The 23,226-nt window shown below is 73.2% G+C and carries 22 protein-coding genes; 11 read left to right on the forward strand and 11 right to left on the reverse strand.

Annotation, left to right across the window (positions count from 1 at the left end; genetic code table 11):
- Positions 1-54: 54 nt before the first annotated feature.
- Both lpdA and AMK26_RS04450 read right to left on the reverse strand, forming a co-directional pair.
- The gene (gene lpdA, locus AMK26_RS04445; RefSeq protein WP_073752072.1) at positions 55-1,443 is read right to left on the reverse strand and encodes a dihydrolipoyl dehydrogenase; all 1,389 of its coding nucleotides are present in this window, start codon (positions 1,441-1,443) and stop codon (positions 55-57) included.
- A 284-nt stretch (positions 1,444-1,727) separates the two neighbouring features.
- The gene (locus AMK26_RS04450) at positions 1,728-3,263 is read right to left on the reverse strand and encodes a leucyl aminopeptidase (RefSeq protein WP_073752073.1); all 1,536 of its coding nucleotides are present in this window, start codon (positions 3,261-3,263) and stop codon (positions 1,728-1,730) included.
- Between the two features lie 306 nt (positions 3,264-3,569).
- On the opposite strand from AMK26_RS04450, the gene AMK26_RS04455 reads away from it, so the two are divergent.
- Genes AMK26_RS04455 through AMK26_RS04475 form a run of 5 tightly spaced genes read left to right on the forward strand, consistent with a single transcriptional unit; the run spans position 3,570 to position 10,073 of the window.
- A complete protein-coding gene (locus tag AMK26_RS04455; protein ID WP_073752074.1) occupies positions 3,570-5,624 on the forward strand; it encodes a hypothetical protein in 2,055 nt (684 codons plus the stop codon).
- Between the two features lie 25 nt (positions 5,625-5,649).
- Positions 5,650-7,170 carry a GT4 family glycosyltransferase PelF gene (gene pelF / locus AMK26_RS04460; RefSeq protein WP_073752075.1) on the forward strand — a complete coding sequence of 507 codons (1,521 nt, stop codon included), beginning with the start codon at positions 5,650-5,652 and terminating at the stop codon, positions 7,168-7,170.
- Positions 7,170-8,654, forward strand: a complete 1,485-nt coding sequence (locus AMK26_RS04465) for a hypothetical protein (RefSeq protein ID WP_073752076.1) — start codon at positions 7,170-7,172, stop codon at positions 8,652-8,654. Before pelF ends, AMK26_RS04465 begins: the two co-directional genes overlap by 1 nt.
- Positions 8,655-8,673: 19 nt before the next feature.
- On the forward strand, positions 8,674-9,285 hold the full coding sequence (locus AMK26_RS04470) for a spherulation-specific family 4 protein (RefSeq protein ID WP_073752077.1): 612 nt from the start codon (positions 8,674-8,676) through the stop codon (positions 9,283-9,285).
- The gene (locus AMK26_RS04475) at positions 9,285-10,073 is read left to right on the forward strand and encodes an endo alpha-1,4 polygalactosaminidase (RefSeq protein WP_073753026.1); all 789 of its coding nucleotides are present in this window, start codon (positions 9,285-9,287) and stop codon (positions 10,071-10,073) included. Before AMK26_RS04470 ends, AMK26_RS04475 begins: the two co-directional genes overlap by 1 nt.
- 63 nt (positions 10,074-10,136) lie before the next feature.
- Here the strand turns inward: AMK26_RS04475 and AMK26_RS04480 are convergent, their stop codons facing one another.
- Positions 10,137-10,340, reverse strand: a complete 204-nt coding sequence (locus tag AMK26_RS04480) for a cold-shock protein (protein WP_073752079.1) — start codon at positions 10,338-10,340, stop codon at positions 10,137-10,139.
- A gap of 63 nt (positions 10,341-10,403) precedes the next feature.
- Positions 10,404-11,222 carry an adenosylcobinamide-GDP ribazoletransferase gene (locus AMK26_RS04485; protein ID WP_443333148.1) on the reverse strand — a complete coding sequence of 273 codons (819 nt, stop codon included), beginning with the start codon at positions 11,220-11,222 and terminating at the stop codon, positions 10,404-10,406.
- A gap of 37 nt (positions 11,223-11,259) precedes the next feature.
- On the opposite strand from AMK26_RS04485, the gene AMK26_RS04490 reads away from it, so the two are divergent.
- Positions 11,260-12,057 carry a hypothetical protein gene (locus AMK26_RS04490; protein ID WP_073752080.1) on the forward strand — a complete coding sequence of 266 codons (798 nt, stop codon included), beginning with the start codon at positions 11,260-11,262 and terminating at the stop codon, positions 12,055-12,057.
- Here the strand turns inward: AMK26_RS04490 and AMK26_RS37210 are convergent.
- The 4 genes from AMK26_RS37210 to AMK26_RS04510 form a co-directional block, all read right to left on the reverse strand.
- Positions 11,964-12,692: a hypothetical protein gene (locus AMK26_RS37210; protein WP_198943988.1), complete on the reverse strand. Its 729-nt coding sequence runs from the start codon at positions 12,690-12,692 to the stop codon at positions 11,964-11,966. The genes AMK26_RS04490 and AMK26_RS37210 overlap by 94 nt on opposite strands.
- Positions 12,689-14,434: a phosphatidylglycerol lysyltransferase domain-containing protein gene (locus tag AMK26_RS04500; RefSeq protein ID WP_073752081.1), complete on the reverse strand. Its 1,746-nt coding sequence runs from the start codon at positions 14,432-14,434 to the stop codon at positions 12,689-12,691. The genes AMK26_RS37210 and AMK26_RS04500 overlap by 4 nt, the downstream gene beginning before the upstream one ends.
- A 93-nt stretch (positions 14,435-14,527) precedes the next feature.
- Positions 14,528-15,565 (reverse strand): nicotinate-nucleotide--dimethylbenzimidazole phosphoribosyltransferase, encoded by a 1,038-nt coding sequence (cobT, locus tag AMK26_RS04505; protein ID WP_198944004.1) that lies wholly within the window; start codon positions 15,563-15,565, stop codon positions 14,528-14,530.
- Between the two features lie 26 nt (positions 15,566-15,591).
- A complete protein-coding gene (locus tag AMK26_RS04510; RefSeq protein ID WP_073752084.1) occupies positions 15,592-16,791 on the reverse strand; it encodes a bifunctional adenosylcobinamide kinase/adenosylcobinamide-phosphate guanylyltransferase in 1,200 nt (399 codons plus the stop codon).
- An 80-nt stretch (positions 16,792-16,871) separates the two neighbouring features.
- Here AMK26_RS04510 and AMK26_RS04515 point away from each other — a divergent pair, with 80 nt between their 5' ends.
- Positions 16,872-17,090, forward strand: coding sequence for a hypothetical protein (locus AMK26_RS04515; protein WP_073752086.1), 219 nt, complete (start codon positions 16,872-16,874; stop codon positions 17,088-17,090).
- 80 nt (positions 17,091-17,170) lie between these two features.
- Here AMK26_RS04515 and AMK26_RS04520 read toward each other — a convergent pair whose 3' ends face one another.
- From AMK26_RS04520 to AMK26_RS04530, 3 genes are all read right to left on the reverse strand, one after another.
- Complete coding sequence (locus tag AMK26_RS04520; protein ID WP_073752088.1) at positions 17,171-18,235, reverse strand: S1C family serine protease; 1,065 nt, start codon at positions 18,233-18,235, stop codon at positions 17,171-17,173.
- Between the two features lie 71 nt (positions 18,236-18,306).
- Positions 18,307-19,041, reverse strand: coding sequence for a class I SAM-dependent methyltransferase (locus AMK26_RS04525; protein WP_079277470.1), 735 nt, complete (start codon positions 19,039-19,041; stop codon positions 18,307-18,309).
- A 59-nt stretch (positions 19,042-19,100) separates the two neighbouring features.
- On the reverse strand, positions 19,101-19,697 hold the full coding sequence (locus AMK26_RS04530) for a DUF3043 domain-containing protein (RefSeq protein ID WP_073752089.1): 597 nt from the start codon (positions 19,695-19,697) through the stop codon (positions 19,101-19,103).
- Positions 19,698-19,938: 241 nt separating this feature from the next.
- Between AMK26_RS04530 and AMK26_RS04535 the strand changes: the two genes are divergently transcribed.
- The 4 genes from AMK26_RS04535 to AMK26_RS04550 all read left to right on the forward strand — a co-directional run bounded on the left by AMK26_RS04535 (position 19,939) and on the right by AMK26_RS04550 (position 23,210).
- Positions 19,939-20,733: a PspA/IM30 family protein gene (locus AMK26_RS04535; RefSeq protein ID WP_073752091.1), complete on the forward strand. Its 795-nt coding sequence runs from the start codon at positions 19,939-19,941 to the stop codon at positions 20,731-20,733.
- Positions 20,734-20,745: 12 nt separating this feature from the next.
- Positions 20,746-21,024 carry a PspA-associated protein PspAA gene (pspAA, locus tag AMK26_RS04540; RefSeq protein WP_073752093.1) on the forward strand — a complete coding sequence of 93 codons (279 nt, stop codon included), beginning with the start codon at positions 20,746-20,748 and terminating at the stop codon, positions 21,022-21,024.
- 276 nt (positions 21,025-21,300) lie between these two features.
- Complete coding sequence (locus tag AMK26_RS04545) at positions 21,301-22,524, forward strand: sensor histidine kinase (protein ID WP_073752095.1); 1,224 nt, start codon at positions 21,301-21,303, stop codon at positions 22,522-22,524.
- On the forward strand, positions 22,521-23,210 hold the full coding sequence (locus AMK26_RS04550) for a response regulator (RefSeq protein ID WP_073752127.1): 690 nt from the start codon (positions 22,521-22,523) through the stop codon (positions 23,208-23,210). The genes AMK26_RS04545 and AMK26_RS04550 overlap by 4 nt, the downstream gene beginning before the upstream one ends.
- Positions 23,211-23,226 lie beyond the last annotated feature (16 nt).

A 23,226-nucleotide genomic window follows, 5' to 3' on the forward strand; every position in this document is an offset into this window, starting at 1 on the left:
TCGGTTGCTCCTAACGAATTGCGGAAAGTGGTCGTCGCGCCCGGACTGAAGGCGTCAGTCGTGGGAGTGGAGGGGCTTGCCGGCCAGCGCCAGGTGGGCCTCGCCGAGCGCCTCGTTCTGCGTCGGGTGGGCGTGGATGAGCTGCGCGACCTCGGCCGGCAGCGCCTCCCAGTTGTAGATCAGCTGCGCTTCGCCGACCTGCTCGCCCATGCGGTCACCGACCATGTGGACGCCGACCACGGCACCGTCCTTGACCTGGACGAGCTTGATCTCGCCCGCGGTCTTGAGGATCTTGCTCTTGCCGTTGCCCGCGAGGTTGTACTTCAGGGCGACGACCTTGTCCGCGCCGTAGATCTCCTTGGCCTTGGCCTCGGTGATGCCGACGGAGGCGACCTCGGGGTGGCAGTACGTCACCCGGGGCACGCCGTCGTAGTCGATCGGAACGGTCTTCAGACCGGCCAGACGCTCCGCCACCAGGATGCCCTCGGCGAAGCCGACGTGCGCGAGCTGGAGGGTCGGGACGAGGTCGCCCACGGCCGAGACGGTCGGCACGTTCGTGCGCATGTACTCGTCGACGAGGACGTAGCCGCGGTCCATCGCGACGCCCTGCTCCTCGTACCCGAGACCGGCCGAGACCGGGCCGCGGCCGATGGCGACGAGCAGCACCTCGGCCTCGAAGGTCTTGCCGTCCGCCAGGGTGACCTTGACCCCGTTGTCGGTGTACTCGGCGCTCTGGAAGAACGTACCGAGGTTGAACTTGATGCCGCGCTTGCGGAAGGCGCGCTCAAGAAGCTTCGAGCTGTTCTCGTCCTCGGCCGGGACGAGGTGCTTCAGGCCCTCGACGATCGTGACGTCCGTGCCGAAGGACTTCCACGCGGAGGCGAACTCGACGCCGATGACGCCGCCGCCCAGGATGATCGCGGACTCCGGGACCCGGTCCAGGGTCAGCGCGTGGTCCGAGGAGATGATGCGGTTGCCGTCGATCTCCAGGCCCGGGAGGGACTTCGGTACGGAACCGGTGGCGAGGAGGACGTGCCGGCCCTCGACCCGCCGGCCGTTCACGTCGACGGAGGTGGGGGAGGACAGCCGGCCCTCGCCCTCGATGTAGGTCACCTTGCGGGAGGCGACCAGACCCTGCAGGCCCTTGTAGAGGCCCGAGATCACGTCGTCCTTGTACTTGTGGACGGCCTTGATGTCGATGCCCTCGAAGGAGGCGAGGACGCCGAACTGGTCCGCCTCGCGGGCCTGGTCCGCGATCTCACCGGCGTGGAGCAGGGCCTTGGTGGGAATGCATCCGTTGTGCAGGCAGGTGCCGCCGAGCTTGTTCTTCTCGATCAGTGCGACGTCCAGGCCCAGCTGCGCACCCCGCAGGGCCGCGGCGTACCCGCCACTGCCACCGCCGAGGATCACTAGGTCGAAAACGGTGCTGGCGTCGTTCGCCACGTCACGTCCTCCATGCATGTGCGCCGGTCGCCGGTCGCGGGCGACCGGGCGGCGGCTGGTGTTCGGCCGCTGTTTCTTCGGCCCTGTGGTGGGGGCCCTGTCCTGCCGAGAACCCATCTTCGCACTTGTTGCCGGAGCGCGGGACGCGGGGCCGGGGTGTGAGACGGCGGATCGTCCGTCCCGGCGGACCCGCGGTGCGTACGAAGGTACGGATTCCGTCGTGGTCCCGGCGAAAGCCCACGGCCCCGGATCGTCCGTCCGGGGCCGCGGGTCTCACGCGTGGATCAGCCGAGATCCCCGGCCGCCGTGCGCTCCGCGAGCCTCACCAGGGTGCGGACCGCCGAGCCCGTGCCGCCCTTCGGGGTGTAGCCGAAGGGGCCGCCCTCGTTGTAGGCCGGGCCCGCGATGTCCAGGTGGGCCCAGGCGATGCCCTCGCCGACGAACTCCTTCAGGAACAGGCCGGCCACCAGGCCGCCGCCCATCCGCTCGCCCATGTTGGCGATGTCGGCGGTCGGGGAGTCCATGCCCTTGCGCAGGTCCGCCGGGAGCGGCATCGGCCAGGACTGCTCGCCGACCTCCTCCGCGATCTCGTGGATCGAGGTGCGGAAGGCGTCGTCGTTGGCCATGATGCCGAAGGTGCGGTTGCCCAGCGCCAGCACCATCGCGCCGGTGAGCGTCGCCACGTCGACGATCGCGTCCGGGTTCTCCTCCGAGGCGCGGGTGAGCGCGTCGGCGAGGACCAGCCGGCCCTCCGCGTCGGTGTTCAGCACCTCGACGGTCTTGCCGCTGTACATGCGCAGCACGTCACCGGGGCGGACGGCGGAACCGGACGGCATGTTCTCGGCGAGCGCCAGCCAGCCGGTGACGTTCACCCGCAGGCCCAGGCGGGCGGCCGTGACGACGGCGGCGAACACCGCGGCCGCGCCGCTCATGTCGCACTTCATCGTCTCGTTGTGGCCGGCCGGCTTCAGGGAGATGCCGCCCGAGTCGTACGTGATGCCCTTGCCGACCAGGGCCAGGGTCTTCTCCGCCTTGGGGTGCGTGTACGCGAGCTTCACCAGGCGCGGACCGTGCTCCGAGCCCTGGCCGACGCCCAGGATGCCGCCGTACCCGCCCTTGACGAGCGCCTTCTCGTCGAGGACCTGCACCTTGATGCCGTGCTCCTTGCCGGCCGCGGTGGCGATGGCCGCGAAGGACTCGGGGTAGAGGTCGTTCGGCGGGGTGTTGACCAGGTCGCGGGCGCGGTTGATCTCCTCGGCCAGCGCGATCGCGCGCTCGGCCCCCGCCTTGTACGCCTTGTCGCGCGGCTTGGCGCCCAGCAGCGCCACCTCGGCGAGCGGGGCCTTGGCGTTGCCGCCCGCCTCGCCGTCCGTGGCGGACCGGTAGGCGGTGAAGGCGTACGCGCCCAGCAGCGCGCCCTCCGCGATCGCCTCGGCGTCCTCCACCGCCTCGATCGGCAGGGCGAACGCGGCCTTCTTCGTACCGCTCAGCGCGCGGGCCGCGCAGCCGGCGGCACGGCGCAGCGCCTCGGCGTCGTACGCCTCGTCCTTCTCCGGTGCCGTGCCGAGCCCCACCGCGAGCACGACCGGGGCCTTCAGCCCGGACGGCGAGGGCAGCTTGGTCACCTCACCCTCGGCACCCGAGGCACCGAGGGTCTCCAGGACGGTGGCGAGCTTTCCGCCGAACGCCTTGTCCACGGCCTCGGCGCCCGCTGCGACAACGAGTCCCTTGCCGCCCCCCGGGCTCTTGGCGACGCCGACGACGAGAGCGTCGGCGCGCAGTGTCGCCGCGCCGGCGGTGCTGAGAGTGAGAGCAGTCACGGTGGTGAAATCTCGCTTCCGATTGAGTTCTGAGGCGGTCGAGGGGTGGGACGACCGGGTCCTGCGGCATCGTAAGTCGCGCCCGGGAAACACCGGGAACGAGCCTACGCTTGCCGTCCCGTTTCGCTCACGGCGGCGGCAATTCACTCATCCGTGGCGTCTCCTCAACGTTTGCTACGTCAACCGATGAGAGCTGCGTCACACTCCCTGCAATTGCGCAAGGGAGCAACGTACCGCTTTGCATCATCTCCACAGATCCTCCCAGTGCCCGCATGCGCGCGGAGGACCCACAAGGGGGGAAGGCATATGCACACATTCGGACTCCGGGGCGGCAGAGCGGCGGGGGCGCTGCCGGCCGTGACGCTGCTCGCCACGGCCCTGCTCGCCACGGCCGTTCCGGCCGCTCCGGCCGCGGCGGCCCCGCTCGCGCCGCGGATCGACCTCACGGTGCTGGTCGTGGACGACGGCGGCGGCGCGGTCGGGGCGATCACCTCCGAACTGAGCGGCTCCGGCGTCCCGTACCGCACGGTCCGCCTCACCGACCCGGCACGCCCCGTCATCGACGCCGCGTTCCTCGCCGACACGGTCGACGGGCGGCCCCGCGCCAAGTACCAGGGCGTGGTGCTGCCGGACGAGGCGCCGGGGGGCCTGGCGGCCGCGGAGCGGGCCGCCCTCACCGCGTACGAACGCGCGTACGCCATCCCCCAGGTGGACGCCCACACCTGGGCCCACCCGGGCGTCGGCCTCGACTACACCAGTGAAGGCGGCCGCTCCGGCGTCATGGACGGGGTCCGCGCCGAGCTCACCCCCGCCGGGAAGGCGGGCCCCTTCCGGTACCTGGACGGGCCGGTCACCTTCGAGGACAACGACCCGGACATCGCCGAGAGTTACGGGTACGCCGGCCGGCCTCGCGAGGGCTTCACCAGCTACCTCGACGTCCCCACCGAGGACGGCGGCCGCGCCGGCCTCATCGGGGAGTACGCCCGCGACGGCCGGCGCGAACTGGTCGTCACCTTCGCCTACAACCAGCACCAGCGGCAGTTCCGGGCCCTGGCCCGCGGCATCGTGGAGTGGCTGACGGGAGGCGTCCACCTCGGGCAGAACCGCAACTACCTGTCCGTCCACGTCGACGACGTCTTCGCCCCCGACGCCCGCTGGGACACCGAACGCAACTGCACGCCCGGCGACTTCGACTGCGCCGACGGCGACGGTGAGGGCACCGAGCCGATCCGGATGACCGCGGCCGACGCCGAGTACGCCGCCCAGTGGCAGCGCTCCGCCGGCTTCACCCTCGACATGGTCTACAACGCGGGCTCCGGCGAGGAGTGGAAGGCCCAGAACGGCGGCAGCGACCCGCTCACCGCCCGGCTGCTGGCCGACCGCGCCCAGTACCGCTGGGTCAACCACACCTACACGCACCCGTTCCTCGGCTGCGTCCAGGACACCTCCACCGTCCCGTGGACCTGCGCCAAGGACGCGTACGGGAACACCCGCTGGATGAGCCGCGCCGAGATCGCCGCCCAGATCCGCGACAACCACACCTGGGCCGTGAACCGGGGCATCGCCGTCGACCGCACCGAACTGGTCACCGGCGAGCACTCCGGCCTCAGGACCCTCCCGCAGCAGCCCGCCGACAACCCGAACCTCGCCGGCGCCCTCGCCGACACCGGCGTGAAGTGGATCGCGAGCGACAACTCCCGCGAGCCCCGGCAGCGACCCGTCGGCGCCGCGAACACCGTCCCGCGCCACCCGGTGAACGTGTACTACAACGTCGGCACCGCCGCCGAGATGACCGACGAGTACAACTGGATCTACACCTCCAAGGAGGACGGCGGCAGCGGCGTCTGCGAGACCGACCCCGCCTCCACCTGCCTCGACGAGCCGCTCGACGTCACCACCGGGTACACCTCGTACATCGTGCCGCAGGAGGCCCGTATCGCCCTCGGCCACGTCATCGCCAACGACCCCCGCCCGCACTACGTCCACCAGTCCAACCTCGCCGAGGAACGCCTCCTCTACCCCGTCCTCGACAAGGTCCTCGCCGACTACCGCGCCCTGTTCGCCGACAACACCCCGCTCATCAACCCCCGCCACCGCGACGCCGGTACGGAACTGGCCCGCCGCGCCGCCTGGGACAAGGCCCTAGCGGCCGGCAAGGTCACCGCGTACCGCATCGGCACCACCGTCACCGTCAAGGCGCCTGCCGGAGTGACCGCGCCCGTCACCGCACCCGAGGGGACCCGCAAGCAGCAGCTGATCGGTACGACGGCGTTCGGCACCCCGTACGCCGGCGCGCGCTCCGCCTGGACCGCGCCCGACACCCTGCAGTCGGCGGTCACCCTCACGCTGCCGACCGCCTGACCAGCTCACTTCCGGGGGGAAACCGATGCCGACCACAGGCCGCCACGTCACCATGCTCACCGAAGGCACCTATCCGCACGTCCACGGTGGCGTCAGCACCTGGTGCGACCAGCTCGTCCGCGGCATGCCCGAGGTCGACTTCCACGTCCTGGCACTGACCGGCAGCGGCCGCGAACCGGTCACCTGGGAGCTGCCGCCCAACCTCTACCGGCACACCTCGTTCCCCCTGTGGGGCCCGGCCCAGGGGCGCTCCCTGCCCCTCATCGGCCGCGAGCGGCGCCGCTTCACCGACACGTACGAACGCTTCCTGCTGTCGATACTCGACCCGTCCGCCGGCTGCGACTTCGCCGAGAACCTGTACGCCCTCGCCTTACTCGCCCGGCGCGGCAGGCTCTCGGCGGCCCTCCGCTCCGAGTCCGTCCTCCGCTCGCTGATGTGGATATGGACCATGCCGCACCTGAAGACGGCGGCCGCCCGCCCCACCGTCCACGACGCCCTGACCGCCACCGACCTCCTCGAACACGCGCTGCGCCCGCTCGCCGCCCGCATACCCGACGACTGCGTCGCCCACGCCGTCTCCAGCGGCCTGGCCACCCTCCCCGCGCTCGCCGCCCAGCACTTCGACGGCGTACCGTTCCTGCTCACCGAACACGGCATCTACCTGCGCGAGCGCTACCTCGGCTACCGCAGCGCCGCCCAGAGCTGGCCCGTCAAGGCCCTGATGCTCGGGTTCTACCGGGAACTCAACACCCTCGGCTACCGCAAGGCCGACCTCATCACCCCCTGCAACCAGTACAACCGGCGCTGGGAGGAGCGCGGCGGCGCCCCCGCCGACCGCATCCGCACCGTCTACAACGGCGTCGACCCGCACGCCTTCCCCCTCGCCGGACCCGAACCGGCCCTGCCCACGCTCAGCTGGTGCGGCCGTATCGACCCCATCAAGGACCTGGAGACGCTCATCCGGGCGTACGCCATCGCCCGCGCCGAACTCCCCGAGCTGCGGCTGCGGTTGTTCGGCCCCGTCCCGGCCGGCAACGAGGACTACCGGACGAAGCTGGAGAAGCTCGCCGCCGAACTCGGCGTCACCGACGGCATCAGCTACGAGGGCCGGGTCTCCGACGTGGCGAGCGCCTACGCGGCGGGCCACCTGGTGATGCTCTCCTCCATAAGCGAAGGGTTCCCCTTCTCGCTCATCGAGGCCATGTCGTGCGGGCGGGCCACCGTCTCCACCGACGTCGGCGGCGTACGGGAGGCGGTCGGCGACACCGGACTGGTGGTGCCGCCCCGCGAACCGGCCGTCATGGCCGAGGCCGTGCTGACCCTGCTGCGCGACCACGAGCGGCGCGCCGGACTGGGGCGGCGGGCCCGGCAGCGGGTCGTCGACCAGTTCACGCTGAGCCGCTCCGTCGACGGCTTCCGCCGCATCTACCTGGAGCTGGCCGGACACCCCCAGCCGGAGCCTCAGCGGATCGACGCCGACGACTGGACCCTCCAGCTGCGGATCACCGACCCGTGGCGCGACCTCGTCACCGAGGAGGCGGCCTGATGAGCGGCTCCCTGTGGCTGAAGGCCGAGTCCGCCGGACTCGACACCCTGCCCGCCGTCCCCCGCCCCCGGCCCCGCTGGGCCGCCGCCGACCCCATCGACGAACTGACCACCCGGCTGGAGGACGTGATAGCGGCCGCCGTCCACCCCGACGAGATAGCCGCCATCCTCGAATCCGACGGCATGACGGACGATCACATACGGCTCACCTACGGCCGGGAGGACTCCTTCGCCCTCGCCGAGGACCTCTACGCGCGCGTGGAGCGGCGTTTCACCGAACCCGAAGGCCCGCCCACGGACCTGTGGCACACCGGCCTCGGCGGGTGCCTCCTGCGCGGCCTCGTCTTCGCCCTGCCCGGCCTCGCCTATGTGCTCGGCGCCCCGCTCCTGGCCGGCCCGCCCGGCCCGCTCGGGCTGCCCGCCGGCACCGTCCCGCTGCTCGCCGGGGCGGTCACCGGCTGGGTGTGGAACCAGGCCCTGTCCCACCGCGCCTACTCCTGGCTGGGTCTGGGCGACCGCCGCGCCGCCGCCCGCACGCTGCTGCGCGGCGCCCCGGCTGGCGCCCTGCTCGGCGCCCTGGTGGCGGTGGCCGCGGCCGGGCCCGGGGAGTGGGGCGGCGCCGTGTTCGCGGCCGGTCAGGCCGTGTACCTGGGCGCCGCGACCGTCCTGCTGGTCCTGGACCGGGAGCGGGCGCTGCTGGGCGCGCTGGCACCGCTGATCGCCGGCACGCCCGCCGCCCACTGGGTCGGCCTCCCCGACCCGGTGCGGGCGGCCCTGCTCGGCACCTCCCTGGCCGTGGCGGTCGTCCTCGCGTGGCGGGAGCTGCGGCCCGGGAGGAGCCATGCCGGGGAGCGGGGGAGGGCCGAGCCCCGGCTCGCCGCGTCCGTGCCGTACGGGCTGTTCGGCCTCGGTACGGGCGGGCTCGTCCTGTACGCCGCGATCGGCGACGTCCTCGCCGAAGGCGCCGGGGCGTCCGCGGCGGGGGCCCCGGTGGCGGGGGCCTCGGTCGTCGGGCCCACCGCCGTGGCGCTCACCCTGTCCATGGGGCCCGCCGAGTGGCTGCTGCACCGGTTCCGCAGCGAGAGCCGCGCCGGGCTGCGGGCCGCCACCAGCTCCCGCGCCTTCCGCCGCGCCACGGCCACCACGCTCGCGCTGTGCCTCACCGTCTACCTGGCGGTGCTGCTGGCCCTCGCGGTGACGGGCACACTGCTGTGGCCGGGCGCGCCGGACATCGGCGGAATCCGGCTCGCGTCACTGCTCCTGATCGGTACGGTGCTGTGGGCGGCCCTGCTGCTCCAGTCGTTCGGGGCGGTGCTCAGCGCGGCGCTGGTGTGCGGGGCGGCGACCGGGGCGCAGACGGTGGCACTGGTGACCGGGGCGGGTGACCCGCGGCTGGTCGGCGCGGGCGTCGCCGGGGCGGCCGCCGTGGTGCTGGCCGTGCTGGGCTGCGTCCTGCTCGGGCGGGCGACCGCACACCGTACGTAGACAGACGAAGGATGCGCACGTGGACCTGCTGGTGCCCTACTACGAGCACCCCGCCGCCCGCCCCGCCGAATGGGACGCGATCATCGCCTCGGCGCCGCTGCTGTACGGGGTGATCCTCAACCCCGCGAGCGGCGCGGGCCGGGCGCCCGACCCCGCGTTCGTGACCGTCGCGGACCGGCTCCGGGCGGCCGGGGTGTGCGTCCTCGGCTACACCGACACCGACTACGGCCGCCGCCCGCACGCCGACGTCCTCACCGACCTGGTCCGCCACCGCGACTGGTACGGCGCCGACGGCGCGTTCCTCGACCAGGTGCCGACCGAGCCCGGGGCCGCCCCGCACTACCGGCGCCTGGCGGTGGCCGCCCGCGCGGCGGGCGCCGCCACCGTCGTCCTCAACCACGGGGCCCACCCCGACCCCGCGTACGCCGAACTGGCCGAACTGCTCGTCACCTTCGAGGGCCCCTGGGACACCTACCGCGACCTGGACCTGCCGGTCGCCGACCACTACTGCCACCTGGTCTACGCGGCCCCGCCCGACGCCCGGGTCACCACCCGCGTGCGGTGCGCGGTCCCCGGCGCCGGGGCACACCCGTGGGGCACCCTCCCGCACGTCCTGGAGTGCCGCTCGTGATCCGCCGCGCCCCCCTCCTCCTCGCCGCCCTGGTCCTGGTGCTGGCCGGCTGCACGAGCACGTCCGACGACGAACCCGGCCCCCGGCGGGACCGCTGGCAGCCCACGCCCGGCCAGGCGTGGCAGTGGCAGCTCAGCGGCCGGCTCGATCCGACCGTAGACGTGCCGGTGTACGACATCGACGGCTTCGACCACCCGGCGTCGACCGTCGCCGACCTGCACCGGCGCGGCCGCAAGGTGATCTGCTACCTGTCCACCGGGGCGTGGGAGGACTGGCGCCCGGACGCCGCGAGGTTCCCGAAGTCCGTGATCGGCAAGGGCAACGGCTGGGAGGGCGAGCGGTGGCTCGACATCCGCCGCACGGACGTCCTCGAACCACTGATGGCGGCCCGCCTCGACATGTGCCGCGACAAAGGGTTCGACGCGGTGGAGCCCGACAACATGGACGGCTACGCCAACCGCACCGGTTTCCCCCTGACGGCCGCGCACCAGCTGCGCTACAACCGCCTCATCGCCCGCCTCGCGCACGAGCGCGGCCTCGCGGTGGGCCTCAAGAACGACCTCGACCAGATCCCGCAGCTGCTGGACGACTTCGACTTCGCCGTCAACGAACAGTGCGCGGAGCACGACGAGTGCGCCGCCCTCAGCCCGTTCATCGAGGCGGGCAAGGCGGTGTTCCATGTGGAGTACGAGCTCAGCCCGCCGGAGTTCTGCGCGGAGGCGGAACGGCTGCGGATGAGCTCGATGCTGAAGCGGTACGAGCTGGGCGCCTGGCGCCGACCCTGCTGAGCCCTACGACGGGGCCCTACGACGGGCCCCTACGACGGGCCCCTACGACGGGGCGGCGTCGCCCTAGGACGGGCTGACGTTCTCGGCCTGCGGGCCCTTGGGCCCCTGGGTGACGTCGAACTGCACCTTCTGGCCCTCGTGGAGCTCCCGGTAACCGGTGGAAGCGATGGCCGAGTAGTGCACGAACACGTCGGGGCCGCCGCCGTCCTGCTCGATGAAACCGAAGCCCTTCTCCGGGTTGAACCACTTCACAGTGCCAGTAGCCATGGTGATCGATCTCCTTCTTCGTTCACCCGCCGACTACCGGGACCCACGCCACTCAAACACCCTTCAGCCGAAAGTCAGCACGATCAGCGCCGCCGTCGCCGCCGTCTCCTCCACCGCCCCGAACACATCGCCCGTCACCCCGCCGAAACGGCGCACACAGCGGCCTAGCAGCCACTGCGCCGCCCCCAGGGCCACCACCGCCGCCACGGCGTGCCGCAGCGCCCCGTAGGGGCCGTCCAGCGCGCCGCCCGCCCCCGCCGCGCACACCAGGACCAGCGCCGCCACCGCCACCGCCGACCGCACCGGGACCGTCCCCGCCACCACCGCGCCCAGCCCCTCGGGGCGGGCCGCCGGGACGCGGGTACGGGAGGCGAGGGTGAGCGCGAGGCGGGCGACCGTGCCGGCGACGGCCGCGCCGGTCATCCCGTACGCCCAGCCGCCCGACCCGTACAGCTGGTACAGCGCCGCCACCTGGGCGAGCAGCGCCAGCAGCAGGGTGATCACCCCGAACGGACCGATGTCCGACTGCTTCATGATCCGCAGCGCGTCCTCGGCGGGTTTCCCGCTGCCCAGCCCGTCCGCGGTGTCCGCGAGCCCGTCCAGGTGCAGGCCCCGGGTCAGTACGGCGGGTACGGCCGCCGACGCCACGGCGGCGAGCAGCGGGCCCGAGCCGAGCAGCAGGAACAGCCCGCCGGCGGCCGCCGCGGCGAGCCCCACCACCAGGCCGGCGAGCGGCGCCCACAGCATTCCGGCGCGGGCCGCCTCCCGGTCCCAGCGGGTCACCCGCACGGGCAGCACGGTCAGGGTCCCGAAGGCGAAACGTATGCCGTCGGCGCTCGCACGGGCGCGGGTACGGGTGCGGGAAATGGTCACCGCGCGCAGGGTAGTCGGTAGAACGCACGATCCTGGAGCGGGTGGGATGGGTCACTGGTTTTACCGCAACATCGTCGAACCGGGGAAGCTGCCCCTGCTCGTCGCCCTCGCCTCCTTCGTGCTGACCTTCCTGGCCACCCGCACCGTCACCAGGCTGATCCGGGCGGGCAGGGGGCCCTTCCGCAACGTCAGGCCCGGCGGGCTGCACATCCACCATGTGGTTCCCGGCGTCGTCCTCACCCTGATCGGTGGTTTCGGCTCCGTCGCGGTGGGACGGCACGAGGCCGGGGCCATCGCCTGCGCGGTGCTGCTGGGGATGGGCGCCGGGCTGGTGCTCGACGAGTTCGCGCTGATCCTCCACCTCGACGACGTCTACTGGACCGAACAGGGCCGCAAGAGCGTGGAGGTCGTGGTCCTCACCACCGCGCTGCTCCTGCTGGTCCTCGGCGGCTTCTCACCGCTGGGCGTCGACGAGGTCACCCCGGAGGAGCGGCAGGGCCGGGGCAGCCTGATCCTCACCATCGCGCTGAACTTCGTCTTCGTGCTCGTCGCCCTGTTCAAGGGCAAGTTCCGGATGGCGATCATCGGGCTGTTCGTGTGGCCCGTCGCCGTCTTCGGCGCGCTGCGCCTGGCCCGCCCCGGCTCGCTGTGGGCCCGCCGCCTCTACCGCAACAGGCCCAGGGCGCGCGCCAAGGCGGGGCTGCGGGCGTTCCACCACGACCGGCGCTGGGACACGGCCAGGCGCCGCTTTCAGGACCTGATCGCCGGCGCCCCCGACCGCGTACTGCCCTCGCGCCACCCGCCCGGCGACCGCCCACCGGACGACGGACCCGAGCGGCGCTGACGCCACGACACCACCGCGCAGACGACCAGCACCGCCGCGATCGCGGCCAGGTGCTCCTTGCCCGCGAGGTTGGACTTCACCAGCACCTCGACCACCATCGCCACGACCACCAGAGCGCCCGTCACCCACGCCCGGTGGCGCCGGCAGACGTACACCGCGAGCCCGACGACCGCCGCCGACGGCCCGGTGTCCACGACCTGCGCGTCCGAGGCCGGCAGGCCGAGCCCCAGCGGGGCGTCCGGGCCGAGCGCGATGCCGAGGCGCGCGTACATCGTCCCGGCGAGTGTCGCGGCGTACGCGATCAGCAGCGTACGCAGCCGGCCCAGGCAGATCTCCGCGATGCCGAACACCAGCAGGATCTGCGCCAGCGCGCCCCATACCGGCAGGTCGAGCGCCGGTACGAACAGCGACAGCGGGGTGCGCAGCAGCGCCAGCCACAGCGGGTCCTCGGCCCGCACCGAGCCGATGTTCTGCACCGGCCCGTACCCCCAGGGCTGGTTCTGTACGAGCTGGAAGAGCGCCGTGAGGCACACCGCGCCGAGCGTCATGGCGACAGCCCGCCACTTGCGCGTCACCAGTGCCGTCCGTACGGCCGCGTACAGCGCCCCCCACTCGCGGCGCGCGAACCGCCTCACCGGCGTCTGCCTTCCAGGTGCCGGTGCGTCCACTTGGGCAGGCCCGGTGCCTCCAGGAACCCCTCCGCGCGGCCTGCGGCCAGGCCGATGCGCAGCAGGTCGGAACTCTTCTCGAAGAGCATGAATCGCGGCTCCCAGATCGGTCGGTACTTGGCGTTGGCGCGGTACAGCGACTCGATCTGCCACCAGCGGGAGAAGAAGCTCAGCAGGGAGCGCCACAGTCGCAGCACGGGGCCCGCCCCGAGCCTCGCGCCACGTTCGAAGACCGACCTGAACATGGCGAAGTTCAGTGAGACCTGCGTGATCCCGGTCTCTCCGGCGCGCTGGAGCAGCTCGATGACCATGAACTCCACCAGGCCGTTGTCGGCGGTCCGGTCGCGGCGCATCAGGTCCAGCGACAGGCCCCTGGGCCCCCACGGCACGAAGGACAGCAGGGCCCGCGGTACGCCGTCGGCGTCGGTGCACTCCAGCATCACGCACCGCCCGTCGGCCGGGTCGCCGAGCCGTCCCAGAGCCATCGAGAAGCCCCGCTCGGTGGCGCCGTCGCGCCAGTCGTCGGCCAGCCGCAGCAGCTCGGCCATCTCGTCGGGCGGGATGTCCTCGTGGCGGCGGATGCGCACCTGGTACCCGGCGCGCTTGACCCGGTTGTACGCCTGGCGGAGGGTCCGCATCGCCCGCCCCTCCAGGGTGAACTCGGCCGTGTCGACGATCGCCTCGTCGCCCAGCTCCAGGGCGTCCATGCCGTGCCGCGCGTAGACGGTGCCCGCCTCCTCGCTCGCGCCCATCACGGCCGGGATCCAGCCGTGCTCGCGCGCCTGGGCGAGCCAGGGCTCGATCGCGCCCGGCCACGCCTCGGGGTCGCCGATCGGGTCGCCGGAGGCCAGGCAGACGCCGCCGACGACGCGGTAGGCGACGGCTGCCTTGCGGGTGGGCGACCACACGACGCTCTTCTCGCGGCGGAGGGCGAAGTAGCCGAGCGAGTCGCGCTCACCGTGCCGTTCGAGCAGCGCCCGCAGCTCCTGCTCGTCCCGCTCGCTCAGCGGGTCGACGGCCCGGCGGGAGCGGAACGCGGCGTAGAGCACGGCGATGAGCAGGAGCGTCGACATGATGTTGATGACGACGTCGACCCAGCCGGGTGTACGGATGTCCGGCGAGGTGTCGGTGGCCAGCGTGACCAGGCGCAGCACGCCGTACCGCCAGCGTTCGGGGAAACCGGCGCGGGCGGTGTCGGTGGCGGTGACCAGCAGCGCGGCGAGCAGGGACGTGACGAGCAGTCCGCCGACGGCGACCGCCGTGGCGAGCACCGGGTTGGAGCGGTCGCCCTTCGCGTAGAACTCCCGGCGGCCGAGCAGCAGTGCCAGGACGAAGGCGGCGGTCAGTGCCAGCGAGACCCAGTTCTGCGCGTGCTGCCGGATCTCGGGGAAGACCATCGCGACGGCGAACAGCAGCAGGAACAGCCCGGCGAGGACGAGGTTGAGGATCCACGCGGCGCGCTTGCGGCGGCGCATGGTGATCGCCAGGAAGAGCGTGAACGCGCCGGAGAAGAAGCCGGCGGTGAGCAGGTACGGCGTGAAGTAGTCGTCCGTGTTGTGCCGCCGCAGGTCCTGGCCGAAGGAGACCCAGACGGCGCCCAGGACGTTGAGGAACGCGACGACACGCAGGTACCAGACGGCGAACGCGGCGCCGCGGCGCGAACGGACGGTGCTGCCGGGGGCATCGTCGGACAACCGGGCATCTCCCATGAAACGCGATCATATGGGGCATCGCATGACATGGCGGGCCCACGGGTACGGCCGCCTCCAGGCGGCGGCCGTACCCCGTGGGCCGTGGGCGCCTCAGTCCTTCTCCGGCAGTTCGGCCGCGAACGCCGCGGCCGCCTGGACGAGGGGGAGCGCCAGCAGGGCCCCGGTCCCTTCGCCCACGGTGACGCCGTGGTCGAGCAGCGGATTGAGCGCCATCCGGTCCAGCGCCTTCGACTGCGCCGGCTCGCCGCTCACCTGGCCCGCCAGCCACCAGTCCGGCGCCCGGAACGCCGCCCGCTGCGCGACCAGCGCGCACGCCGCCGACACCACGCCGTCCAGGATCACCGGCATCCGCCGCACCGCGCTCTGCAGCAGGAACCCGGTCGTCGCCGCCAGGTCCGCCCCGCCGACCGCCGCCAGCAGCTCCAGCTGGTCGCCCAGGACCGGCCGGGCGCGGCGCAGCGCGTCGCGGACCGCCGCGCACTTGCGCATCCACGCCAGGTCGTCGATCCCGGCGCCGCCCCGGCCGGTCACCACCGAGGCGTCCGTGCCGCACAGGGCGGCGATCAGCGTGGCGGCGGGTGTCGTACCGCCCACGCTGAGGTCACCGAGCACGACCAGGTCGGTGCCCGAGTCGGCCTCCTCGTCGGCGATCGCCATGCCGAGGCGTACGGCCTGCTCGGCCTCCTCGGGCGTCAGGGCGTCCTCGATGTCGATACGGCCGCTGCCGCGCCGCACCCGGTGGCGCGCCACGTCGGCGGGCAGCAGCTCCGGGTCGCAGTCCACCCCGGCGTCCACGACACGCACCGGAACGTTCATCCGCCGTGCCAGCACCGCCACCGGGCTCGCCCCGTCCAGCACGGCGCGCACCAGCTCGTGCGTGCCGCCGGCGGGCCGCCCCGACACGTCCAGCCGCGCCACCCCGTGGTCGCCGGCGAACAGCACCACGCGCGGCTGCTCGATGGGCCGCACCGGAACGGCCCCCTGGGCGGCCGACAGCCACTCGCCCAACTCGTCGAGACGCCCGAGCGCACCGGGCGGCACGGTGAGGCGCTCCCGGCGTTCCTCGGCGTCCTGCCGCGTACCGCTGTCGGGGCGCTCGATCAGATCGGAGAAGTCGTCGAGATTCAGCCTGCTCATTCGAGGAACAGTACCGGTCATCCCCGCAGCACAAGAGCCTGCCCGGCGACCACCAGGAGCACGTGCTCGCACTCGTCGGCGAACGCCGCGTTCAGCCGCCCCAGCTCGTCGCGGAACCGCCTGCTCCCCGCGTCGGCGGGCACGATTCCCGCGCCCACCTCGTTGGTCACCGCGACGACCGTACGCGGTGTGGCGCGCACCGCCGCGACCAGTTCCGCCACCCGCTCGCGCAGCTCCCGCTCCCCTGTCTTGGCCCAGGTGTCGTCGTCCCAGGCCCCGACCCGGTCCATGGCGTCGGTCAGCCACAGCGACAGGCAGTCGATGAGCAGCGGCGGCCCGTCCTGCCGCAGCAGCGGGGCGAGCTCGCACGTCTCCTCGGTACGCCACGCCCCGGGCCGCCGGTCGCGGTGGGCGGTCACCCGGGCCGCCCACTCGGTGTCGCCGTCCCGGGCGCCGCTCGTCGCCACGTACACCACCTCGGGGAACGCCTCCAGGCGCCGCTCGGCCTCCAGGGACTTGCCCGACCGCGCCCCGCCCGTGACCAGCGTGCGCCGGGGGACGTCCGGCACCTCGTGGTACTCGCCCACGATCAGCGTCGACCCGTCCGGCACGGCCCGCGCCCCCGCGGCGGCCAGGCGCCGGTCCAGCTCGCCGCAGGACGGCACGTCGTGGTCCAGGTGCACCGCGACCACGTCGGTCGCCGGCCCGACGGCCCCGGCCGCCCGCAGCCGGGCCAGCCCGTCGGGCCGGGCCACCACGTCGGCGACCACCATGTCGTAGGGCCGCCGCACCTCGGCGACCCCGGCCGGGGCGCCGCCCGGCGGCAGGTACAGCAGGCGCAGCCCCTCCGGCGACGTCACCTCGTACCCGGTGCCGGGGGAGTCCATGGGCACGGCCCGCACCCGGTGACCGCTGATCAGCGTCAGCTCCCGCCCGTCCGGTACCCGCCCGGCCGCCGGCAGCCCGGCCGGCAGTTCGAGCGCCGGCCCGTCGTGCGGATGGGTCAGCAGCACCTGCCGTACGCCGGTCAGCGAGTGCCCCGCCCGGGCGGCGGCCAGCGCGGCGCCGGGCGTCAGGTCGAGCAGCAGTGCCCCGTCCACCAGCAGCGCGGTGGCGGCGCGTGCCCGGGTGCCGCGGGCGGTCGCGCACGAGGCGCAGGGGCAGTCGGGGCGGGGCAGGCCGTCGGGGGCGCCGGTGCCGAGCAGAGTCACTTCCACGGGACGATCCTCCCGCGTCCCCGCGCGGGCTGCGCGCCCGGCTACGCTGCGGGCAGGAAACCGATCATCTGGAGGCCCACATGGCATGGACGTGGCGGTTCGAGCGGTCCGACGGCACGGAGGTCCAGCCGGCGGTCGAGCCGGAGGAGTTCACCACCCAGGGCGACGCGGAATCGTGGGTCGGCGAGTACTGGAAGGACCTCAAGGACGGCGGCGCCGACCAGGTCGTCCTCTTCGAGGACGACACGAAGATCTACGGTCCGATGAGCCTCCACGCGGAAGACGCGGCGCAGGGCTGACCCCGCCGGCGGGGCCGGCGCCCACCGCCGGCCCCGCCCCGCCTCCCCGCTCCCGCCCCGCTTTCCGGGTGCGGGTGGCGTCAGATCTCGCCCAGCGTGACCCGTGCCGTCGCCGGGCGCCCGCCACGGGTGTACGTCACCGTCACCTCGTCGCCCGGTTTCAACGACGCCAGCGCCTCCAGCAGGGACGTCATGGTGGTGATCGCCTCGTCGTCCAGCTTGGTGATGATGTCGCCCGCCCTGAGGCCCGCGTCCGCCGCGGCGCCTCCCCGGGCCACCTCGACGATCGCGACGCCGCCCGGCTGGTAGTCGTCGGTCAGGACGGTACGGCCGGTGATGTTGAGCGCCGCCCGGCCCGAGTCGGTGACGCGGCCCGTCCTCACGATCTGGTCGGCGACCGTGCGCACCATGGAGGCGGGGATCGCGAAGCCGATGCCCGGCGCCTGGCTGCCGCCCAGGTCCGGGTCCGCCGCCGCGAGCGTCGGGATGCCGATGACCTCGCTGTCCAGGTTGACCAGCGCGCCGCCGCTGTTGCCCGGGTTGATCGCCGCCGACGTCTGGACCATGTTGCCGATCGTCGCGCCCGTGCCACCGCCCGACCGGCTCTCGCTGACGGTGCGTCCGGTCGCGGAGACGATGCCCTGGGTGACGCTGCCGGACAGGCCGAGCGGTGAGCCCATGGCCAGGACGATTTGGCCCACCTCCACCTTGGACGAGTCGCCGAACGTCGCCGGCTTCAGCCCGTCCGGGGGGCGGTCCAGCTTGATGACGGCCAGGTCCTGCTCCGGATAGCTGGAGACCAGCTTGGCGGAGAGGGCCTCCTCGCCCGTCGCCACGGTGACCCGGAAGGTCCTCTCGCGGCCGATGACGTGCGCGTTGGTGACGATGTGGCCCCGGTCGTCGTAGACGACGCCGGAGCCGAGGCTCGCCCGCGCGTCGATCTGCACGACCGACGGCAGGACGTTCCTGATGGCGGTCCGGTAGTCGTCCTCCAGCTCGGCCGCCCGCGCGTTTCCGGCCGGCCGGGGCTCCTGCGGCTCGGCCGCGGCCCTTCCGGCGGGCGGCGAACCGGCCGAACAGCCGCCCACCAGGGCGGCCGCGCAGGCCACGGAGGTCAGGGGCGCGAGCACACGAAGGGCATCCATGTCCGGAGTATCCCTTTCGCCCCCCCGATGCGGCGCCCGCTGCGCACCCGATCAGGGGGCCGCCCCGGGCTTCAGCCCCGCACGCCGCACAGGTGCAGCAGCGCCGCCACCCGGCGGTACGGCTCCGTACGCCCCGCCCGGTCCTCCGCCGCCAGCAGCCGCTCCAGCTCCTCCGCGGCGGGCAGCCCCACCTCGTTCGGTACGTTGTCGGTGAAGACCCGCACGCCGTACCAGGCCCGGAGCGGCGCCGCGATCCCCGCGAGCGTCGCCGTCAGTGTCTCGAGCCGGTCGGCCCGCACCGGCGGTCCCGGCCTGTCGATGTCGCTCTCCGACTCGAACGCCGCCAGCGCCCCCGACCAGTCCCCGGCCAGCCCCGGCCGCATGGCCAGCGCGTCCGCGTTCCGCACGAGCAGCGACAGCAGACCGCCCGGCGCGAGCATCCGGGCGAGCCCCGCCAGCACGGCGTCCGGCTCCTCCGCGTGCATCAGCACGCCGTGGCACAGCACCACGTCGAAGCTGCCCGGCAGGAAGTGCACGCCGGTCTCCCGGCCGTCCCCCTCGATCAGCCGGACCCGCTCCCGGATACCGGCGGGTTCGGACGCCAGCGCCTCGCGGGCCCCCTTCAGCATCTCGGGGTCGGACTCCAGGCCCGTGATGGTGTGTCCGGCACGGGCCAGGCGCAGCGCCTGCGTGCCCTGCCCCATGCCGACGTCGAGTATCCGCAGCCGCTGCCCCACCGGGTAGCGGGCGGCTATCTGTTCGTCCAGCTGGCGGGCGACGAGCTCCTGGCGGACCGTGGTGCGCAGTCCGCCGAGCCCGTCCAGCCAGTCCCCCGACGCGCCTCCGAAGCCGGAGACCAGGGTGCTCAGGGCCGCTCTCCGCGCTTGACCTGCGGCTTGGGCAGCCGCAGCCGGCGCAGCTGGAGCGTACGCATCAGGCCGTACGCCACGGCGCCGCGCTTCGGCTCGTTCGGGAAGCGGGCGGCGAGCTGCTTCTTCAGCCGGAGCCAGATGCCGACCGAGTCCACGATGATCAGGGCGATCACGGCGAGCCACAGCAGCAGGGCGATGTTCTTCAGCTGCGTGGACGGCAGGCTGGACAGGATCAGGATCACGACCGCCAGCGGCAGGAAGAACTCGGCGACGCAGAAGCGGGAGTCGACGAAGTCGCGCACGAAGCGGCGGACCGGGCCCTTGTCCCGGGCCGGCAGGTAACGCTCGTCGCCGCTGGCAAGGGCCTGGCGCTGCCTGGCCAGGTCCGCGCGGCGGGCCTCGCGCTGGCGGCGCATGGCCTCCTTGCGGTCGGTCGGCACGGTCTGGGCACGACGGCGCTGGGTCTGGGCCTCACTCCGCTTCGGGGTCGGGCGGCCCTTGGGGGCCTCGGGGTCGCGGGGCTGCTTGGAGAGGTCCGCCGTCACCTTGTCGGTGGGGGCCTTCTCATCCTTCGAACGGCTACGGAACACAAAGCCCAAGGGTACGGGGTACGCCGCATGGACCCCACCCCCGCGGGGAACGATCCGGCAACAGCATGCGTCCACCCCGGCAAGGGCCCTACTCCTTGCGCCGGATCGGAGGCGTACGCAGTCGTCCTTGGGGATGAGCGCATCCGCGCTCGAACAGTGCGGTAATGGATGCAGGGCCCGTACTGTGGGTTCTGTTGGAGTGCTGCAGCCGAGTTCCGTCAGAAGGGGGCGCGCGAAGCCCATGAGCGGTGTCATGAAGCGTATGGGGATGATCTTCCGCGCGAAGGCAAACAAGGCCCTTGACCGGGCCGAGGATCCGCGCGAGACCCTCGATTACTCGTACCAGAAGCAGCTGGAGCTGCTCCAGAAGGTGCGCCGTGGCGTCGCGGACGTGGCGACCTCGCGCAAGCGCCTGGAGCTGCAGCTGAACCAGCTGCAGGGCCAGTCCGCCAAGCTGGAGGACCAGGGCCGCAAGGCGCTCGCACTGGGCCGTGAGGACCTGGCGCGCGAGGCGCTGTCCCGCCGGGCCGCGCTGCAGCAGCAGGTCACGGACCTGGAGACGCAGCACCAGACCCTCCAGGGCGAGGAGGAGAAGCTGACGCTCGCCGCGCAGCGCCTCCAGGCCAAGGTCGACGCCTTCCGTACGAAGAAGGAGACGATCAAGGCCACGTACACCGCCGCCCAGGCGCAGACCCGGATCGCCGAGTCGTTCTCGGGCATCTCGGAGGAGATGAGCGACGTCGGCGTCGCCATCCAGCGGGCCGAGGACAAGACCGCGCAGCTCCAGGCGCGGGCCGGCGCGATCGACGAGCTCCTCGCCTCCGGTGCGCTGGACGACCAGTCGGGCCTCCAGAAGGACGACATCCAGGCCGAGCTGGACCGCCTCTCGGGCGGTACGGACGTCGAGCTGGAGCTCCAGCGCATGAAGGCCGAGCTGGCCGGGGGCACCACCCCGCAGCAGGCCATCGAGGGCGGCGGCGCCACGCCGCAGGACCAGTCCCAGCAGCAGTCCCAGACCCGGTTCGACAAGAGCTAAGGACGGCGCGTCATGATCGTCAGGATCATGGGGGAGGGCCAGGTGAGGCTGGCGGACAGCCACTTCGCCGAACTCAACAAGCTGGACGACGAACTGCTCGAGGAGATGGAGGGCGGCGACGGCGAAGGCTTCCGCCGCACGCTCCACGCCCTGCTGGACACGGTGCGCCAGCTGGGCGAGCCGCTTCCGGACGACTCCCTCGAACCCTCCGAACTGATCCTGCCGGCGCCGGACGCGACGCTCGAAGAGGTCCGCGCCATGCTCTCCGACGACGGCCTCATCCCCGGCTGAGCCCCCGCGGCCCGGCCGCCCCGCCGTCGGCACCTCCAACACCCGACGCGTGCCCCGTCCCGGACCCCCGGAACGGGGCACACGCACTCCGCGCCGCCACGCGCCACCGCCCCCGGCCGGACCCCGCCTCGTCGCGGCGAACCGCACCGCCGACCACCGCCCGGCCCACCCGCCGCCCTGGTGGGCACGGCCCCCGCACCCGCCGACGGCCTGGCCGCGGGCCTGGGGGGCGCCCGGGCAGGAGGGGTGCCCTGCCACGCCGTACCGTTTCCTCCCGTGACCACCCTCGGAACCCCGCTCGCGCGCGGGCGGTGCTGGCTGCGCGAGCACCCCCTGGCGTTCGACGGCGCCCTGGCCCTCGCCGTGCTGGTGTGCATGGTCGCCGGTTCGTTCGTCGACCGGCACGGCGGCCCGCACGGCGGGCCCGACTTCGGCGGGCGCACCCCCGGGGTGAGCAGCGTGCTGCTCATGCTGATCGGCGCGGCGGCCCTGGTCCCGCGGCGCCGCAACCCGCTCGGCGTCCTGCTGTTCACCGGCGCGGTCACGCTCGTGGAGCACATCGCCGAGGACCCGCCGGCCCCGGTTGCGATGAGCGCCGTCGTCGCCCTCTACACCGTCGCCTCGCGCACCGACCGCCCCACCACCTGGCGGGTCGGCCTGCTGACGATGACGGTACTGACGGGCGCCGCGATGCTGTCCGGCTCCGCGCCCTGGTACAGCCAGGAGAACCTGGGCGTCTTCGCGTGGACCGGCATGGCCGCGGCCGCCGGCGACGCCGTCCGCAGCCGCCGCGCCTTCGTCGACGCCATCCGCGAGCGCGCCGAACGCGCCGAACGCACCCGCGAGGAGGAGGCCCGCCGCCGGGTCGCCGAGGAGCGGCTGCGCATCGCCCGCGACCTCCACGACGTCGTCGCCCACCACATCGCCCTGGTCAACGTCCAGGCGGGCGTCGCCGCCCACGTCATGGACAAGCGCCCCGACCAGGCCAAGGAAGCCCTCGCCCACGTCCGCGAGGCCAGCCGTTCCGCACTCAACGAGCTGCGCGCCACCGTCGGCCTGCTCCGCCAGTCCGGCGACCCCGAGGCGCCCACCGAACCGGCTCCCGGCCTCGCCGTCCTCGACGCGCTGCTGGACACCTTCCGCCACGCCGGCCTCCCCGTGGAACTGGCCCGCACCGACCAGGGCACCCCACTGCCCGCCGCCGTCGACCTCGCCGCGTACCGGATCATCCAGGAGGCGCTCACCAATGTGCGCAAGCACGCCGGCCCCGACGCCAAGGCCGAGGTGAGCGTCGTCCGGGTGGGCCGGACCGTCGAGGTGACGGTCCTCGACAACGGCGTGCCCACCCCCCAGAGCGACAGCGGCGGCCACGGCCTCATCGGCATGCGTGAGCGCGTCGCGGCCCTCGGCGGCACCCTCACCGCCGCCCCCCGCTACGGCGGCGGCTTCCGCGTCCAGGCGATACTGCCGGTCAACGCCCGTACAGAAGGGGACACATGACCATCAGAGTGCTGCTCGCCGACGACCAGGCCCTGCTGCGCAGCGCGTTCAAGGTCCTGGTGGACTCCGAGCCGGACATGGAGGTCGTGGGGGAGGCGGCGGACGGCGCCGAGGCCGTCGCCCTCGCCCGCTCCCAGCGGGCCGACGTCGTCCTGATGGACATCCGCATGCCCGGTACGGACGGCCTCGCCGCCACCCGCATGATCAGCGCTGACCCGGACCTCGCGGGCGTCCGCGTGGTCATGCTCACGACCTTCGAGGTGGACGAGTACGTCGTCCAGTCGCTGCGCGCCGGGGCCTCCGGCTTCCTCGGCAAGGGCGCGGAACCGGAGGAACTGCTCAACGCCATCCGGATCGCCGCCGCCGGCGAGGCGCTGCTGTCGCCCGTCGCCACCAAGGGCCTGATCGCCACGTTCCTCGCCCAGGGCGGCCACACGGACTCCGCCCCCGGGGACGGCCAGGCCTACGCGGAGCGGCTCGCGGCCCTCACCGTACGCGAACGGGAGGTCCTCGTCCTCGTCGCCGGCGGTCACTCCAACGACGAGATCGCCGAGCGCCTGGAGGTCAGCCCGCTCACCATCAAGACCCACGTCAACCGGGCCATGGCCAAGCTCGGCGCCCGCGACCGCGCCCAACTGGTCGTCACCGCCTACGAATCCGGTCTGGTACGCCCCAGGGCGGAGTGACCGAGTACTCCATTCG

The sequence above is a fragment of the Streptomyces sp. CB03234 genome, assembly GCF_001905885.1.
In the GTDB taxonomy this organism is placed as follows: Bacteria; Actinomycetota; Actinomycetes; order Streptomycetales; family Streptomycetaceae; genus Streptomyces.